Genomic DNA, 15,614 nt, shown 5'->3' on the forward strand with positions numbered 1-15,614 from the left:
ATTCAGGTCAAGCAGAGGCCGCAATGTGGTCCAGATAGGCGCGCGTTGCATCTTGAACACGCCGAAAACGATCACCGCCCAGCTTTTTCCCGCCGTACCAACGGGTGACGATGATCACGTGATTTTGCAGCTCTTCGCGCTCCATCATACGCAGAATGACCATGCCCGCCCCGCTTTCCCCATCATCAGCCTTGAGTGACCCGGTGGGCAGGGTCGCGGCCCAGGTATTGTGGGTGGCTTTGGCATAGGACTTATCGCGTTTCAACGCAGTCAACACCGCATCGACCTGCGCACGCGACGACACCGCCGCGCCAGAGACTGCATATTTTGATCCGCGATCCGTCAGGATCACACCCAACTGCACCAGTTCGGTCATGGCGACAGGCCTAGTTTGCGAGAGGTTTCCAGAACGATCTGAACCCGTTCGGCATTGGGGGGATGAGTACCCAGGAAACTGTCTCCGGGATCTGGGATGCGATCAAAGTACTTTGCGCCAACCAACGGGTTGTAACCAGCGTTGAAGGTTATGATTGTTCCCAGCTGGTCCGCTTCAAGCTCAAAGTCCTGAACATAGGCCTGCACACCAACCTTCGCGCCCAACCGTTGGGCCTTTTCCACCGCAGCGTCCCCTTTGCCCCTTATACGTTCCGCCTCGCCGAATTTCGCGGCGCCTATACTGGCGTTCTCGCTTTGACGGGCAATGTGATCCAGCACGTGATGCGCCGCCTCATGGCCCATCACAAAAGCTAGTTCATCGGTGTTCCGGGTCGATGCGATCATCGAGCGGGTAAAGATGATGGCAGGACGTTTTTGATCGTCCAAAGTCTGGAAAGCATTTGCCGGGGCAGACGGATTCAAATCGACAAATATGTCGAAATCACAATTCTCCGTTCTGGCGGCGCGCTTACATCGCGTGCGGGCTTCCTGCCCGATTTTGCGGCTGACCTCCCGAAAAGACGCAGCACTGGCGGTTTCGTCAGGTGTCAACCCGCGCCAATCCTCGGCCCGAACCAGACGCAAATCACCTGTCGAACAGGCGGCCAGAAACACGGCTGATATCAGCATAGCAATGCGATGCATGGGTTGTCCTTTTTGCCGATCAGGCTGTGAGCCCAACATAGTCATACCCTGCGGTCAGTACCACTGCGGTTTCGGCCAGTTCCGGGTTGCATTGAAGGGCTACGGGCTGCACTCTGGCGTCATGTTTTCGATTGAGCATGAATTCGACTCGACCGTCATTACTCTGGTGGATGAAGGCCCCAAGCCTTTGCAGGAGGATGTCGTCATCAACAGTTTCGCCGAATGTGTGACGCTGGAACAATTGGACCCCCGGACCGAGCAAATTCAGAAGATCACCTTGTCGCCTGAACAAGTGCGTGATCTGGCGGCGGCCTTGGATTTGCCCGAAGGCGTTTACCAGATCCGCGAGACGCTGGATCAGCGCGAATAGACCTGCGAACCAAACTGTCCAACCCCAAGAAACCTCGCCGCGTTTGGGCGGCGCAGCCGGAGTATTGTGCATTATTTCACTTGCACGGCACAGGTTGAGGTGAAATTGATCCGCCAAATACATTAGCACGCCCTTGAAACGCCAGCTACGCCGCCCAAGATAGACAGAGCTGATGTAAAGGAAGTTAACATATGTCCTTGAAGAACCCCGCCGCACTAGAGTTTCTGTTGTCGCGCAGGTCTCGACCTGCAAAGACGCTGGTCGCTCCGGCACCGACGCGGGATCAGCTATTGCCTTTGCTGACGGCCGCTGCACGCAGCCCGGATCATGGCAAGCTGGAGCCCTGGCGCTTTATCGTGATCGAGAAAGGTGCGATGGCTCGTCTGGCCGCGTTGACCGAAACATTTGGTCAGGCACTCGGGAAAACTCCGGAAGATATCGCCAAGGCCCGCAATCAGTTCGACCTTGGGCATCTGGCCGTCGCCGTTGTCGAGGTTCAAAAACCTTCGGAAAAAATCCCGGCGATTGAGCAAACTTATTCCGCAGGGGCTGTTTGCCTTGCCTTGTTGAACGCCGCATTGGCGGCGGGTTGGGGGGCGAACTGGTTGTCTGGCTGGCAATCTCATGACCCCGCGTTTTGCAAGGCCGCCTTTGGATTGGATCAGAACGAACGTCTGGCCGGTCTGATTCATATCGCCACCGAAGGCCCCACTCCGCCCGAGCGCCCGCGCCCTGATGTTGATGCACTGACCGAATGGGTTTCTGAATGATCATCCTCAACGCGTTTTTTGCCGCGCTCGGTCAGATTGGTGACTCCAAGTTTCGGTCGGTCTTGCTGCGTGGAATTGGCCTGACGATCCTTTTGCTGTTCCTCGCTTGCGCGGGTGCGATCTGGATCATCAATTCTCTGTCCGGAAACGAGATATCACTACCTTTCGTTGGCGAGGTGTCTTGGCTGAATGATGTGCTGAACTATTCGGGCATCTTTTTGGTTATGATTCTGCCGGTATTCCTGATGGTGCCTGTCGCCTCGGCCATCACCTCGATCTTTCTGGAAGAGGTGGCACAAGCGGTCGAAGACAAGCATTACCCCCATCTGCCGCCCGTCCCTCGCATCCCGTTCAGCGAGGCGGTCATGGACGGTCTCAGCTTTATGGGTGTGTTGATCCTAGCGAACATTCTGGCGCTGATCCTTTATGCCATGTTCCCCCCTTTTGCGCCCTTCATCTTCTGGGCGATGAACGGATTCCTGCTGGGACGCGAGTACTTCACTCTTGCTGCGATGCGTCGACTGGGGCGTGGTGGAGCGCGTCAGCTGCGGGCGAAACATGCCTCGACGATCTGGCTGGCGGGTACGCTGATGGCTATCCCACTCTCCGTCCCGCTGGTGAATTTGGTGATCCCGATTATCGGGGCCGCGACCTTCACTCATATCTATCATGCAGTGTCGGCCCGTACGGCCTGACACCATTCAGCGGGGTTCCAGCTGGTTCAGCCAGTCGAAATCGCGCACAGAAATCCAACCGGACAAGATGATCCCCGCGATGATCGCCCACAAAACGAACGTGATACCGGTCGTGATCCACATCTTTTTCTTCATATGATGAACTTCCGGCGCACCTGCATGGGTGCCCGGAACGATATCGCCCAGATCGCCCTGCGTTTTTATGCGGATGGGTAGCACAACAAGCAGCGTCATGAACCAGATAACGGCAAACAGCACCAGCGCAGCGGTGATGGTCATTTCGGGCCCTCCGGGCTTGGGATGGTTATACCTGCTCTAGCTCGACCAGGCAGCCGTTGAAATCCTTGGGATGCAGGAACAAAACGGGCTTGCCATGCGCACCAATTTTCGGCTCGCCGCTGCCCAATACACGCGCACCGGTTTCTTTCAGGTGATCGCGGGCGGCGATGATATCTTCGACCTCGTAGCACACATGGTGAATGCCTCCTGCGGGGTTTTTCTCGAGGAACCCGTTAATCGGACTGTCATCGCCCAGCGGAAACAGAAGTTCGATCTTTGTATTGGGCAGTTCAATGAACACGACCGTGACACCATGATCCGGCTCATCCTGCGGTGCACCCACCTTGGCACCCAGCGCAGAACGGTACTGCTCGGATGCGGCTTCAAGGTCGGGTACGGCGATGGCGACGTGGTTCAGGCGTCCTATCATAATAGTCTCCTCAGGCTTGCGTTAACTGGGTTATGGGGGCAGCCCCGGCAAAGAACAAGTGCGCCAAATCGCCCGTTAACCCTGTGTTAGCCAGAAGTTCCTAGCGTGAACCATCTGTTGGATAGGAGAGCTGCCATGGACGATTCGGTCCCCTTCGCCACCACCATCGCCGCGCCCACAGCAACGCGGCCGCTGCTGGGACAAACCATTTTGGTCGTCGAAGACAGTCGCTATGCCTGTGATGCCATTCGTTTAATGTGTCTGCACAGCGGGGCACGGATCAGGCGCGCGGACTGTTTAAAATCCGCACGCCGTCATCTGCAGATCTATCGCCCTTCTGTCATTCTGGTGGATATGGGCCTGCCCGATGGTTCAGGCGCCGATCTTATCGCCGAACTCAGCACAGCATCCCCACGGATCAGCGTGATTCTGGGCATGTCCGGCGATGATGGGAACCAGGCGGTTGCGCAAAGTGCCGGGGCGGATGGTTTTCTGCCCAAGCCCTTAAAATCAATGTCTTATTTTCAGAAATCCATCCTTGAACGCCTGCCCGAGGATCGGCGCCCCAGTGACCTTCATTCAGTTCGAGATGAGGTGATTCAACCCGATCCCCTGGCCTATCAAGATGACATGGCTCATATCGCAGATGTTCTGGCCGGCCCCACCGATCCGCGTACACTGGATTATGCCGCGCAGTTTCTGCAGGGCGTTGCGCGCGAAGCTGAAGATACCGTTCTTGCAGAAGCCGCGCGCAAGCTTGCCCAGTCGCGCGCGCAAGGCACCCCGATCACGGCAGTGGCAGCGCAGGTCGCGGGCCTTGTTCAAAGCCGCTTAGAACAGAGAGAGGCAATCTGAAATGGCAACCGCATATTTTATCACCGCATCATTGCTGTTTGTCTGGATGTACCGCCACACCCGCCAAACCGCCCGATCCATTCGCGTTAGCCGAGAACGGTCGGATAAGTTGATCGACTAGTCCAAAGGTCCCAAACTGATCTGTCCCGTCTCGGGTTCCTCCCCCCGCTATGCGCGGAAGAAGGGGTCGCGATTTGTAGTGCCTGTCAGGCAAAAATCGATCAGTGGTTCACGCTTCACCAGCTCGGTCTGGCCAGAGTGATTTAGTCCTGTGGTATGATCCGCAGACCCAGTTCCATCAACTGATCCGAGGTCGGATTGGACGGCGCATCCATCATCAGGTCTTCGGCCCGCTGGTTCATGGGGAACATCATGACCTCGCGAATGTTGGCCTCATCCGCCAGTAGCATCACGATCCGGTCAATGCCCGCAGCACAGCCCCCGTGCGGCGGAGCGCCATAGTGGAAGGCATTGAACAGAGCTCCAAAGCGGGATTTGACTTCATCCTCGCCATAACCTGCCAGTTCAAAGGCTTTCAGCATGATTTCAGGCTTATGGTTTCGGATGGCGCCCGAGACCAGCTCATACCCGTTGCAAGCCAGGTCATATTGATAACCGCGTACATCCAACGGATCGCCGTTCAGCGCATCCATTCCACCCTGAGGCATCGAGAACGGGTTATGCTCAAAATCGATCGCACCGGTTTCCTCGTCCTGTTCATAGATCGGGAAATCCACGATCCAGGCAAAAGCAAACCGGTCTTTCTCGGTCAGGTTCAGTTCCTCACCGATCACATCACGGGCCTTGCCCGCAACCTTCTCAAAAGCTTTCGGTTTGCCACCCAGGAAGAACGCGGCATCCCCAACGCCCAAACCCAGCTGCTCACGGATCGCCTCGGTGCGCTCGGGGCCGATGTTCTTGGCTAGCGGACCGGCTGCCTCCATGCCTTCGCCCTGATCGCGCCAGAAGATGTAGCCCATACCGGGCAGACCCTCTTTCTGGGCGAAGGCATTCATGCGGTCACAAAACTTGCGGCTGCCACCGGTCGGCGCAGGGATGGCGCGGATCTCGGTGCCGTCCTGCTCCAACAGCTTCGCGAAAATCGCGAAGCCAGACCCGCGGAAGTGGTCGGAGACCACTTGCATTTTGATAGGGTTCCGCAGGTCGGGCTTGTCGCTACCATACCACAGGGCCGCATCCTTGTAGGAAATTTGGGGCCAGTCTTGATCGACCTTGCGGCCGCCGCCGAACTCTTCGAACACCCCGGTCAGAACGGGCTGGATGGTGTCGAACACGTCTTGCTGTTCGACAAACGACATCTCGAGGTCAAGCTGGTAGAAATCGGTAGGCGAGCGATCGGCGCGCGGGTCTTCGTCACGGAAGCACGGCGCAATCTGGAAATACTTGTCGAAACCCGACACCATGATCAGCTGTTTGAACTGCTGCGGCGCCTGCGGCAGAGCGTAGAACTTGCCCGGATGCAGACGCGACGGCACCAGAAAGTCGCGTGCGCCTTCGGGCGACGAGGCGGTGATGATCGGCGTTTGATATTCGCGAAAGCCCTGATCCCACATGCGGCGGCGCATCGAGGCGACAACGTCCGAGCGCAGGGTCATGTTCTGCTGCATCGCCTCGCGGCGCAGGTCCAGATAGCGATAGCGCAGGCGGGTTTCCTCGGGGTATTCCTGATCGCCGAACACCATCAGCGGCAACTCGTCGGCCGCGCCCAGAACCTCAAGCTCACGCACGTAAACTTCGATCTCGCCAGTGGGCAGTTTTGGGTTTACCAGATCGGCGTCACGCGCTTTTACGGTGCCGTCGATGCGGATACACCATTCCGAGCGTACTTTCTCCAGCTCGGCAAAGGCCGCGCTGTCGCCGTCACACAGAACCTGCGTCACACCAAAATGGTCGCGCAGGTCGATGAACAGCACGCCACCGTGATCTCGGACCCGATGCACCCATCCAGAAATACGGACGGTTTCACCGACATTGGCGGCGGTCAGAGCGGCGCAGGTGTGGCTGCGATAGGCGTGCATGGAATATCCCTTCGGGCGCAGAATTCGTCGCGCCGATACACCCCGTCAGGCCCGGAAAGTCAAGGCAAGTCGCGCGGTCAGAACGGCCTTTGCACGTTGCCCGAATAGAAATAGATGCCAAGACCAACTGCAAAGATGATGTTCCCGGCAACCGCGTGCAGCAAAACCGCATAGAAAAACGAGCCGCGCTTGCGATAGGCCCAGCTAAAGAGCAGCCCACCAACAAAGGTCATGATGGCTACAATCCAGCTCCAATACATCAGATGCGCAAAGGAAAAGATGGCTGCGTTCAGCAAGTCGGCCCGGCGTCCTTCGGGTAGCAAGGCGTGATACCGGCGGAAGAATAGCGGGCGAAACAGCAGTTCCTGTGGTAAGGCAGACAGCAGCGGATACCCAAGCCAGATGAAAGCCAGCATCTCGGGCCGGTACCGTAGTAGCGCAAAAGCCGCATCCGGGCGTGTCACATAGATCAGCGCGATACAGAACGCGGCTGTCACCCCAGCAAACAGCACCAGTTCACGCAGCGACCAGTTCGCCCATCCGTATCTTAGTTCGGCCCAGCGAAACCCAGGGGTCGCGTGCAGCAGAAGGATACCCAGACCGGTGAATGCGAATAACGCCGGGAACATCCAGTTGGGCGGCAGGAAAATCGCGATGGCCAAAGGGGCTGCGATGAAAAACAGGCAAAATTCAAACCGCAAGCGCGTCAGCGCGACCGGAGGGGTGGCAAATGCCGCGCTCCTGCTCACAGGCTCACCAACTCAGCCGGGATCAGTCCGCGCAGGGAATTCCCCATATAAATCGCCTTCGCATCCTTCAAATCGTTCAAGGTCAGCACCGCCTCGGCAAAATCTTGTTCCAGCATTTCTTCGCGCAGGATACCGGGCAACAGCCCGCTTGACAGTTTTGGAGTTAAGCGCCGTCCATCGCGGGTTTCAAGGAACAGATTGGTGATTGTCCCCTCGCACAGCTCATCCCGTTCGTTCAGAAACAGCAACTCATCCACGGTTTTGGGCAGCGACGCGCGCGCGGTATCATAGATCGCGCGCCGCGTCGTTTTGTGGCGCAGCCAGATATCGTCAGAACTCAGCCTGGTGTCAGAGACGGCAAGTCGCCAAAAGGGTGGATTGTCTGCCAGCGGGGCGGCTGTCAGGTCAAAACAGCCAGCGACATCCATCGTCAGCCTGCACCGAAGGGCAACATCGCAATCGACCTCTGCCAACATCGCCAGCGCCGCCGCACGGTCGAAAGGCAGGGTCAAAGCCGCGGCTGTTCGGCCCATGCGGTTCAGGTGCCGATCCTGCCGGTCAAACCCCTGCCCAGGCCGAAAGCCCAGCGTTTCGATCAGGCGGAAATCAGGCTCAACTGGTGGGCAAAGCGGGCTTTCCATAATGCCTCCTCGTATTCCGATGGGGCTGTGCTGTCCCAGACCACACCGCCGCCGACATTCAGGATCGCTTTGCCACCCTCTGCCATAAGCGTACGGATGGCGACGTTGAATTCTGCCCGACCATCCGGCGCGGCCCAACCAATGGTGCCGCAATAGATGTCGCGCGGCCAAGGCTCCAATTCAGACAATATCTCCATCGCGCGGATTTTGGGGGCACCGGTGATCGACCCACACGGGAACAGAGCCGTCAGGATGTCCGACAGCCCGGCACCAATCTGCAGTTTTGCCCGCACCAGCGAAACCATCTGGTGCACAGTGGCATAGGTTTCGACCTTGAACAGTTCAGGCACATGGACGGATCCCGGCAAGGCAACACGGCTGATATCGTTGCGCAGCAGATCAACGATCATCAGGTTCTCAGCCCGGTTCTTCTCGTCGCTGGACAAGAAGTTTCGGCGGCGGGCATCCTCGGCCATATCCTCGCTGCGCGGCTGTGTGCCTTTCATCGGGCGCGTTTCGATCTGCCCGGCCTCATCCGTGCGAAAAAACAACTCAGGTGAGCGGCTAAGCAAATCAGGCAACCCGTCTTGCTGAACCAACGCGCCGTGGCCAACCGGCTGGCCCGAGGTCAGCGCCGCGTAAAGCGAGGCGCTGTCGCCGTCTATCTCAAGATCAATCGGGAATGTCAGATTGGCCTGATAAATATCGCCAGCGCCAATGGCGTCATGCACGGATTCAAACGCCCGGCTGTATCGCGCTTCATCCCAACGCGGCTGAAACTTTGATACACCGCCCAAGGCTTTGGGCAATTCGCTTTGCTGCGGTGCGTCATAGACACCAAAACACAGCAAAGGCAGCTTTCGTCCCTCTGGCAGTCGCGCAACCAGCCGCGGCTCAAGCGTGTAGCCAAGCTCATAACTGGCATAACCAGCCAGCCATCCACCCAATGCGCGCGCCTCATCCAAGGCCGCCAGCGCATGCGGCACCTGTTCCGCGCTGTCCGCGCGGATAATGCGGGATGGCCGGTCAAACCGGGTTCCCGGGCCGGCGGGGCCGTGATCGAAACGAATACGCAAGTGCATCCTCATCAACAGTGCTGCGCGATATAGAGAATACGCAGCCAATGGAAAGAGAATAAAGCGGCATTTTAGCCCCGAATTCCGATACCTCTTGCACCTTTCAGCGCGGACCCTATAACGCAGGACAATTTGGGCACTGGGGCGGTGCCGGTGACTCGTACATTGTGAAGGGGCAAAGCCATGCCGAGAAGAACCGACATACAGTCGATTATGATCATCGGGGCGGGCCCCATTGTTATCGGGCAGGCATGCGAGTTTGACTATTCCGGGGCACAGGCCTGCAAGGCTCTGCGTGAAGAAGGTTATCGGGTCATTCTGGTGAACTCGAACCCTGCAACGATCATGACTGATCCTGGTCTTGCCGATGCAACCTATATCGAGCCGATCACACCCGAAGTTGTCGCCAAGATCATCGAAAAAGAACGCCCCGACGCCCTGCTGCCCACAATGGGTGGTCAGACCGGTTTGAACACCTCGCTGGCGCTTGAAGAGATGGGCGTGCTCGACGAATTCGGTGTTGAGATGATCGGCGCCAAACGCGATGCGATCGAGATGGCCGAAGATCGAAAACTGTTCCGCGAGGCAATGGACCGGCTGGGAATCGAGAACCCCAAGGCCGAGATCGTGACCGCCCCCAAGAACGCAGCGGGCAAAAAAGATCTGGAGGCCGGCGTGGCGCTGGCTCTGGACACTTTGGAAACAGTCGGCTTACCCGCCATCATCCGCCCCGCCTTTACCCTGGGCGGCACCGGCGGTGGCGTGGCCTATAACCGTGAGGATTATATCCATATTTGCCGCTCAGGCATGGATGCCTCGCCCGTGGGTCAGATCCTGATTGATGAAAGCCTGCTGGGCTGGAAAGAGTATGAGATGGAGGTGGTGCGCGACACCGCCGACAACGCCATCATCGTGTGTTCCATCGAAAACGTTGATCCGATGGGCGTGCACACCGGTGACTCGATCACCGTGGCCCCAGCGCTCACACTGACCGACAAAGAATACCAGATCATGCGCAATCACTCGATTGCCGTGTTGCGTGAGATCGGTGTGGAAACCGGCGGGTCGAACGTTCAATGGGCGATCAACCCAGTTGATGGCCGCATGGTCGTGATCGAGATGAATCCGCGCGTGTCGCGGTCCTCGGCGTTGGCGTCCAAAGCGACCGGTTTCCCGATCGCCAAGATCGCGGCCAAGCTGGCCGTCGGCTACACGCTGGACGAGCTGGACAATGACATCACCAAGGTCACGCCTGCGTCATTCGAGCCGACCATCGACTATGTCGTGACAAAGATCCCCAAATTTGCATTCGAGAAATTCCCTGGTTCAGAACCTTATCTGACCACCGCGATGAAGTCGGTGGGTGAAGCCATGTCTATTGGCCGCACCATCCACGAATCGATGCAAAAGGCGCTGGCCTCGATGGAATCGGGTCTGACAGGTTTCGATGAGATCGAAATCCCCGGTCTGAATGTGGGTGTCTGGGACACGGTTGACGACAAGGCTGCCGTTATCAAGGCGATCAGCCAGCAAACTCCGGATCGTCTGCGCACCATCGCACAGGCGATGCGCCACGGTCTGAGCGATGACGAGATTTTCGGCGTTACCAAGTTCGACCCCTGGTTCCTGTCCCGTATCCGCGAGATCATCGAAGCAGAGCGTCAGGTCCGCAAGGACGGTCTGCCGGTGACCGAACACGGCATTCGCAGGCTTAAGATGCTGGGCTTCACCGATGCGCGTTTGGGTAACCTGACTGGCCGGGACGAGGACAACGTCCGCCGTGCGCGTCGCAACCTGGGCGTGACCGCCGTCTTCAAACGCATCGACACCTGCGCCGCCGAATTCGAGGCACAGACACCCTACATGTATTCGACCTACGAGGCCCCCATGATGGGCGAGGTTGAGTGCGAGGCACGCCCCAGCGACCGCAAGAAGGTCGTCATCCTTGGCGGCGGCCCAAACCGGATCGGTCAAGGGATCGAGTTTGACTATTGCTGCTGTCACGCCTGTTTCGCGCTGACCGAGGCGGGGTATGAGACCATCATGGTCAACTGCAACCCCGAGACAGTTTCGACAGACTATGACACATCGGACCGCCTGTATTTCGAGCCGCTGACCTTCGAGCACGTCATGGAAATCCTGACGAAGGAACAGGAAAACGGCACGCTGCACGGTGTGATCGTACAGTTCGGCGGTCAGACTCCACTGAAACTGGCCAACGCGCTAGAGGCCGAAGGTATTCCGATCCTCGGCACCACGCCCGACGCCATTGATCTGGCCGAAGACCGTGAGAGGTTTCAGGCGCTGGTCAACGATCTGGACCTGAAACAGCCGAAGAACGGCATTGCCTCCACTGATGCCGAAGCGCTGGCCATCGCGGATGAGATCGGCTTCCCGCTGGTGATCCGCCCCTCTTACGTTCTGGGTGGCCGCGCGATGGAAATCGTGCGCGATATGGATCAGCTGAAACGCTACATCAACGAGGCCGTTGTGGTTTCGGGTGACAGCCCCGTTCTGCTGGACAGCTACCTGGCAGGTGCGGTTGAGCTGGATGTGGATGCCCTGTGTGATGGTACCGATGTGCATGTCGCGGGCATCATGCAGCATATCGAAGAGGCCGGAGTGCACTCAGGCGACTCGGCCTGTTCGCTACCGCCCTATTCGCTATCGAAAGAGATCATCGCGCAGATCAAGGATCAGACGTTCAAACTGGCCAAGGCGCTGAACGTCGTCGGCCTGATGAATGTTCAGTTCGCGATCAAGGATAATGAGATCTACCTGATCGAAGTGAACCCGCGCGCCTCGCGGACCGTGCCCTTTGTGGCCAAGGCAACAGACAGTGCCATTGCCTCGATCGCGGCGCGGTTGATGGCGGGAGAGAAGCTTTCGAACTTCCCGCAACGCCCGCCGTATCAGGAAGGTCAGGACACCAAGATCGCTGATCAGATGACACTGGCCGATCCCGACATGCCATGGTTCTCGGTGAAAGAGGCGGTTTTGCCCTTCGCCCGCTTCCCCGGTGTCGACACCATTCTGGGGCCCGAAATGCGCTCGACCGGTGAGGTCATGGGCTGGGACCGTGACTTCCCACGCGCTTTCCTCAAGGCTCAAATGGGCGCCGGCATGGTGCTGCCCGCATCGGGCCGCGCCTTCATCTCGATCAAGGATGCCGACAAAACCCCGGCAATGCTCGAAGCCGCACAGGTTCTGGCCGCGCAGGGCTTTGCCCTTGTCGCCACCCGCGGCACGCAAAGCTGGCTGGCGGAACAGGGCGTTGCCTGTGATCTGGTCAACAAGGTCTATGAGGGTCGCCCGGATGTGGCAGACATGCTGAAAGACGGTCAGGTGCAGCTGGTGATGAACACAACCGAAGGTGCCCAGGCGGTTGAGGACAGCAAGGTCATCCGTTCCGTCGCCCTTTATGACAAGATCCCTTACTTCACCACAGCAGCCGCCAGCCACGCCGCCGCACTGGCCATCAAGGCGCAGGCCGAAGGGGATGTCGAGGTACAGTCGCTGCAGGGGTAATTTACCCAAAGAGTAAAGCAAAACCCCCGGTTCTAACCGGGGGGTTTTCATTTAGACAGCGGATTTCTCGGCCGCCTGAAGCCGCTCATCCCGCTTGAAAAACAGCATGTAGAACAAGGGTGCGGCGACCATCGTCAAGACGGTGGCAAAGGCCAACCCACCCATAATCGTCACCGCCATCGATACAAAGAACGCATCTGTCAGCAACGGGGCCATTCCCAGGATCGTAGTGATCGCGGCCAGCATGACCGGGCGCAGACGCGAGATTGAGGCTTCGATGATCGAGTCCTGCAATGGTTTGCCGGTCGCACGGACCAGATCGATTTCCTCAACCAGTACAATGCCGTTCTTGATCAGCATTCCCGACAGGCTCAGCAGACCCAAAAGCGCGGTGAAGGTGAATGGCAACCCGGTGCCCAACAGGCCAATCACCACGCCGTTCACGGACATCGGAACCAACAGCCAGATAATGATCGGTTGACGGATCGCGTTGAACAACAGAACCGAGATCAACACCATGATCAGCAAACTCAGCGGCAGTTGCCGCCCGAGGCTTTCTTGCGCATCGCGAGAGTTCTCGAACTCGCCGCCCCATTCCATTTTGTATCCGGGTGGCAGATCGATGGCCTCGATTGCACCCCGAACCTCAGAATGAACCTGGGCAGCCGTAAAGCCGGGCGGGATATCAGCGCCGACCGTGATGGTAAGAACCCGATTGCGTCGATGGACCAGTGTGTTCAGCGAACGGTATTCAAACCCATCCACCATTTGTTCGATGGGTACAAAGCGTTGCGACTGATCGGAATAGACCACCTGATCGACGATCGAATATTCGCCATCGGCCGGGCGACGTAGGATAATCGGGATCAGACGGTCCCGCTCACGCAGCACGCCCCCGGTAATCCCGTCGGTGGAAAACTGCAAAGTGGCCGCGATGTCTTCGCGTGTGACACCTGCCGTCTGCGCCCGTTCGGTCGCATAGATCGGCTGTACCGCAAGCTCTTGCTCGCGCCAGTCATGAGAGATGTTCAACGCATTCGGCGAGGCGGACGCCATGCGCTGCACCGCTTCGTCGGCCAGTTGCCGCAGGATCACCGGGTCGCTGCCTGAAAAACGTGCCTGGATCGGATCGCCGCCACCGGGTCCAAAGACCAGCCGCTTGGTCCGGAACTCACCTTCGGGAAACTGGACAGAGCCGAATTCTTCCAGATCAGCCTGCAACAGCGGGATGTCCTCCAGCGTTTCGGTACGGATGATCATATGCCCATAGCTTGGGTTCGGGTCCTCAGCCGAATAGGTCAGCATAAACCGCGTGGCCCCCTGCCCGACAAAGGTTGTGACCGAGACGACATCATCCCGCTCTGTCAGCCAGTCTTCGAACACAGCCATGTCTTCGGCGGTACGGGCGATGGTTGTCCCTTGCGGCAGTTTGTAGTGCACGAAGAACAGAGGTGTATTCGAATCCGGGAAAAACTGCTGCTTCACAAGCCCGAACCCGGCGTAGCAGGCGACGGTGACCGCAACCAATCCGACAACAACCAGCCATCTCATCCGCAATGCACCGCGCAGAATTGACCCGTAGATACGGAACATTATTCCGCCATAGGCGTCTACGTCCCCCTCTGTGCCCTGTTTAAAGAAATAGTGCCCCAGCATCGGTGTCACGGTTATAGCCAACACCCAGCTCAGGAGTAGCGAGATCCCAATCACCGCGAATAGCGAGAACAGGAACTCTCCGGTCGCGTCCGAACTCAGACCAATACCCGCAAAGGCCATGATCCCGATTACTGTCGCACCAAGCAGCGGAATTTGCGTTTTTGAAGCGACCTCTTCCGCCGCATCGCGGGAGGATTTGCCACGCAGCATGGCAATCTGCATCCCCTCAGCAACAACGATGGCATTGTCGACCAGCATTCCCATCGCAATGATCAATGCGCCAAGAGAAATCCGCTCCATCTCAATCGAGAACATGGACATGAAAAGCAGCGTGCCGACCACCGTCAGCAATAGGGTTGATCCAACAACAACGGCGGCGCGCCAGCCCATGAACAGACCCAGCACTGCGACCACGATGGCCACTGACATCGCCAGATTCACCAAAAAGTCATTCGACGCCTGCTCGACCACAACATGCTGCTGATAGATCGGTAGGATGTCGACGCCATAGGGGATCGCGGTATCAAGTTCAGCAAATTTTGCGTCTACGCGTTTGCCGACTTCGACGATGTTCTCAGTCGACAGCCCCGCCACGCCGAGCGTAAAGGCCTCGACCCCGTCAAACCGGATTACAACGTCCGGGTCGGTCTGCCGCGCGCGGTAGACGTTGGACATATCAAACAGGTTGATCACCTGCCCCTGCGAGCCGACCGAAAGCCCCGCGATAGCGGACACGCTGTCAGACCCTTCGGCTGTTAGAATCGTGGTGCGATCATCGGCTGACCGCACCGAGCCCGAAGCATTGACGGAATCGGCGTTGGAAATCGCCTCGTTAATTGCCTGAATCGGGACGTTCTGATTGACCGAAATCGCAAGGTCGGGCTCAATGAAAATCGCCTCTTGCGGCAGGCCTTGAACTTCGACATCCGCTACGCCTGAGACGGTTAGCAATTCGCGCCTCAAGAAGGTCGCCAGTTCATGCTTTTCTGCATCCGAAAACCCCTCGGCTGTGACCGCATAGAACAGACCGAACACATCCCCAAAGCCGTCGTTGACGAAGGGTTGGCTGACCCCAGAGGGCAGCCCACGCGCCGCATCGCGTATCTTGGCGCGCAATCGGGTCCAGACGGCGGGTAGCTCGCTGCCATCATAGGTGGATTTGATCTCGACCTCGATCAGGGATCGCCCGGGTTGATTGACCGAGGTGATGGTGTCTACCTCGCCCATCTGCTGAATGGCTGATTCAAGGGGCTCGGACACTTCCAGCGCCACCTGTTCGGCCGTGGCACCGGGGTACTGCGTGACGATAACGGCGTTTTTGATGGTAAAGGCCGGGTCTTCCAAGCGACCCAGTGACAGAAACCCCCAGATACCGCCGAACAAAGCAATGAGGATGATCAGCCACGTATAGATAGGCCGGTCGATCGAGGCGCGCGCGATGTTCAT

Annotated in this window: 14 protein-coding genes; 5 read left to right on the plus strand and 9 right to left on the minus strand. The window is 58.0% G+C overall.

All coding sequences use genetic code 11. The features are described 5' to 3' along the window. Nucleotides 1–7: 7 nt before the first annotated feature. Both AC2FFE_RS11870 and AC2FFE_RS11875 read right to left on the minus strand, forming a co-directional pair. On the minus strand, nucleotides 8–376 hold the full coding sequence (locus AC2FFE_RS11870) for a YigZ family protein (RefSeq protein ID WP_496820337.1): 369 nt from the start codon (nucleotides 374–376) through the stop codon (nucleotides 8–10). Beyond that, nucleotides 373–1,080 (minus strand): M48 family metallopeptidase, encoded by a 708-nt coding sequence (locus AC2FFE_RS11875; protein WP_496846723.1) that lies wholly within the window; start codon nucleotides 1,078–1,080, stop codon nucleotides 373–375. Before AC2FFE_RS11875 ends, AC2FFE_RS11870 begins: the two co-directional genes overlap by 4 nt. A 121-nt stretch (nucleotides 1,081–1,201) precedes the next feature. On the opposite strand from AC2FFE_RS11875, the gene AC2FFE_RS11880 reads away from it, so the two are divergent. The 3 genes from AC2FFE_RS11880 to AC2FFE_RS11890 all read left to right on the plus strand — a co-directional run bounded on the left by AC2FFE_RS11880 (nucleotide 1,202) and on the right by AC2FFE_RS11890 (nucleotide 2,915). Further along, nucleotides 1,202–1,450, plus strand: coding sequence for a DUF8831 family protein (locus AC2FFE_RS11880; RefSeq protein WP_480499623.1), 249 nt, complete (start codon nucleotides 1,202–1,204; stop codon nucleotides 1,448–1,450). A gap of 191 nt (nucleotides 1,451–1,641) precedes the next feature. Then, nucleotides 1,642–2,220, plus strand: coding sequence for a nitroreductase family protein (locus AC2FFE_RS11885; protein WP_496846724.1), 579 nt, complete (start codon nucleotides 1,642–1,644; stop codon nucleotides 2,218–2,220). Then, the gene (locus AC2FFE_RS11890; RefSeq protein WP_496820335.1) at nucleotides 2,217–2,915 is read left to right on the plus strand and encodes an EI24 domain-containing protein; all 699 of its coding nucleotides are present in this window, start codon (nucleotides 2,217–2,219) and stop codon (nucleotides 2,913–2,915) included. Before AC2FFE_RS11885 ends, AC2FFE_RS11890 begins: the two co-directional genes overlap by 4 nt. A gap of 6 nt (nucleotides 2,916–2,921) precedes the next feature. On the opposite strand, the gene AC2FFE_RS11895 is transcribed toward AC2FFE_RS11890, so the two are convergent. Together AC2FFE_RS11895 and mce are read right to left on the minus strand one after the other, a co-directional pair. Beyond that, nucleotides 2,922–3,194, minus strand: coding sequence for a DUF1467 family protein (locus AC2FFE_RS11895; RefSeq protein WP_496846725.1), 273 nt, complete (start codon nucleotides 3,192–3,194; stop codon nucleotides 2,922–2,924). A gap of 25 nt (nucleotides 3,195–3,219) precedes the next feature. Beyond that, the gene (gene mce, locus AC2FFE_RS11900) at nucleotides 3,220–3,624 is read right to left on the minus strand and encodes a methylmalonyl-CoA epimerase (protein ID WP_170536308.1); all 405 of its coding nucleotides are present in this window, start codon (nucleotides 3,622–3,624) and stop codon (nucleotides 3,220–3,222) included. A gap of 135 nt (nucleotides 3,625–3,759) precedes the next feature. On the opposite strand from mce, the gene AC2FFE_RS11905 reads away from it, so the two are divergent. After that, the gene (locus AC2FFE_RS11905) at nucleotides 3,760–4,479 is read left to right on the plus strand and encodes a response regulator (protein WP_496846726.1); all 720 of its coding nucleotides are present in this window, start codon (nucleotides 3,760–3,762) and stop codon (nucleotides 4,477–4,479) included. Nucleotides 4,480–4,742: 263 nt separating this feature from the next. Here AC2FFE_RS11905 and aspS read toward each other — a convergent pair whose 3' ends face one another. The 4 genes from aspS to AC2FFE_RS11925 form a co-directional block, all read right to left on the minus strand. Then, on the minus strand, nucleotides 4,743–6,518 hold the full coding sequence (gene aspS / locus AC2FFE_RS11910) for an aspartate--tRNA ligase (RefSeq protein WP_496846727.1): 1,776 nt from the start codon (nucleotides 6,516–6,518) through the stop codon (nucleotides 4,743–4,745). 77 nt (nucleotides 6,519–6,595) lie between these two features. After that, nucleotides 6,596–7,267 (minus strand): CPBP family intramembrane glutamic endopeptidase, encoded by a 672-nt coding sequence (locus tag AC2FFE_RS11915; RefSeq protein WP_496820331.1) that lies wholly within the window; start codon nucleotides 7,265–7,267, stop codon nucleotides 6,596–6,598. Then, nucleotides 7,264–7,908, minus strand: a complete 645-nt coding sequence (locus AC2FFE_RS11920) for an aminotransferase class IV family protein (RefSeq protein WP_496820330.1) — start codon at nucleotides 7,906–7,908, stop codon at nucleotides 7,264–7,266. Before AC2FFE_RS11920 ends, AC2FFE_RS11915 begins: the two co-directional genes overlap by 4 nt. After that, nucleotides 7,863–8,990, minus strand: a complete 1,128-nt coding sequence (locus AC2FFE_RS11925) for an aminodeoxychorismate synthase component I (protein ID WP_496820375.1) — start codon at nucleotides 8,988–8,990, stop codon at nucleotides 7,863–7,865. The genes AC2FFE_RS11920 and AC2FFE_RS11925 overlap by 46 nt, the downstream gene beginning before the upstream one ends. 177 nt (nucleotides 8,991–9,167) lie before the next feature. On the opposite strand from AC2FFE_RS11925, the gene carB reads away from it, so the two are divergent. After that, a complete protein-coding gene (gene carB / locus AC2FFE_RS11930) occupies nucleotides 9,168–12,512 on the plus strand; it encodes a carbamoyl-phosphate synthase large subunit (protein ID WP_496846728.1) in 3,345 nt (1,114 codons plus the stop codon). Nucleotides 12,513–12,563: 51 nt separating this feature from the next. Here the strand turns inward: carB and AC2FFE_RS11935 are convergent, their stop codons facing one another. Then, nucleotides 12,564–15,614, minus strand: a complete 3,051-nt coding sequence (locus AC2FFE_RS11935) for an efflux RND transporter permease subunit (protein WP_496846729.1) — start codon at nucleotides 15,612–15,614, stop codon at nucleotides 12,564–12,566.

This window comes from Ruegeria sp. YTSA168 (assembly GCF_059610045.1).

What these genes read in the sequence shown, in the direction of transcription:
- AC2FFE_RS11870 (WP_496820337.1), bottom strand. Translation starts at nt 376, where the DNA reads ATGACCGAACTGGTGCAGTTGGGTGTGATCCTGACGGATCGCGGATCA.
- AC2FFE_RS11875 (WP_496846723.1), bottom strand. Translation starts at nt 1,080, where the DNA reads ATGCATCGCATTGCTATGCTGATATCAGCCGTGTTTCTGGCCGCCTGT.
- AC2FFE_RS11880 (WP_480499623.1), top strand. Translation starts at nt 1,202, where the DNA reads ATGTTTTCGATTGAGCATGAATTCGACTCGACCGTCATTACTCTGGTG.
- AC2FFE_RS11885 (WP_496846724.1), top strand. Translation starts at nt 1,642, where the DNA reads ATGTCCTTGAAGAACCCCGCCGCACTAGAGTTTCTGTTGTCGCGCAGG.
- AC2FFE_RS11890 (WP_496820335.1), top strand. Translation starts at nt 2,217, where the DNA reads ATGATCATCCTCAACGCGTTTTTTGCCGCGCTCGGTCAGATTGGTGAC.
- AC2FFE_RS11895 (WP_496846725.1), bottom strand. Translation starts at nt 3,194, where the DNA reads ATGACCATCACCGCTGCGCTGGTGCTGTTTGCCGTTATCTGGTTCATG.
- mce (WP_170536308.1), bottom strand. Translation starts at nt 3,624, where the DNA reads ATGATAGGACGCCTGAACCACGTCGCCATCGCCGTACCCGACCTTGAA.
- AC2FFE_RS11905 (WP_496846726.1), top strand. Translation starts at nt 3,760, where the DNA reads ATGGACGATTCGGTCCCCTTCGCCACCACCATCGCCGCGCCCACAGCA.
- aspS (WP_496846727.1), bottom strand. Translation starts at nt 6,518, where the DNA reads ATGCACGCCTATCGCAGCCACACCTGCGCCGCTCTGACCGCCGCCAAT.
- AC2FFE_RS11920 (WP_496820330.1), bottom strand. Translation starts at nt 7,908, where the DNA reads ATGGAAAGCCCGCTTTGCCCACCAGTTGAGCCTGATTTCCGCCTGATC.
- AC2FFE_RS11925 (WP_496820375.1), bottom strand. Translation starts at nt 8,990, where the DNA reads ATGCACTTGCGTATTCGTTTCGATCACGGCCCCGCCGGCCCGGGAACC.
- carB (WP_496846728.1), top strand. Translation starts at nt 9,168, where the DNA reads ATGCCGAGAAGAACCGACATACAGTCGATTATGATCATCGGGGCGGGC.
- AC2FFE_RS11935 (WP_496846729.1), bottom strand. Translation starts at nt 15,614, where the DNA reads ATGAACATCGCGCGCGCCTCGATCGACCGGCCTATCTATACGTGGCTG.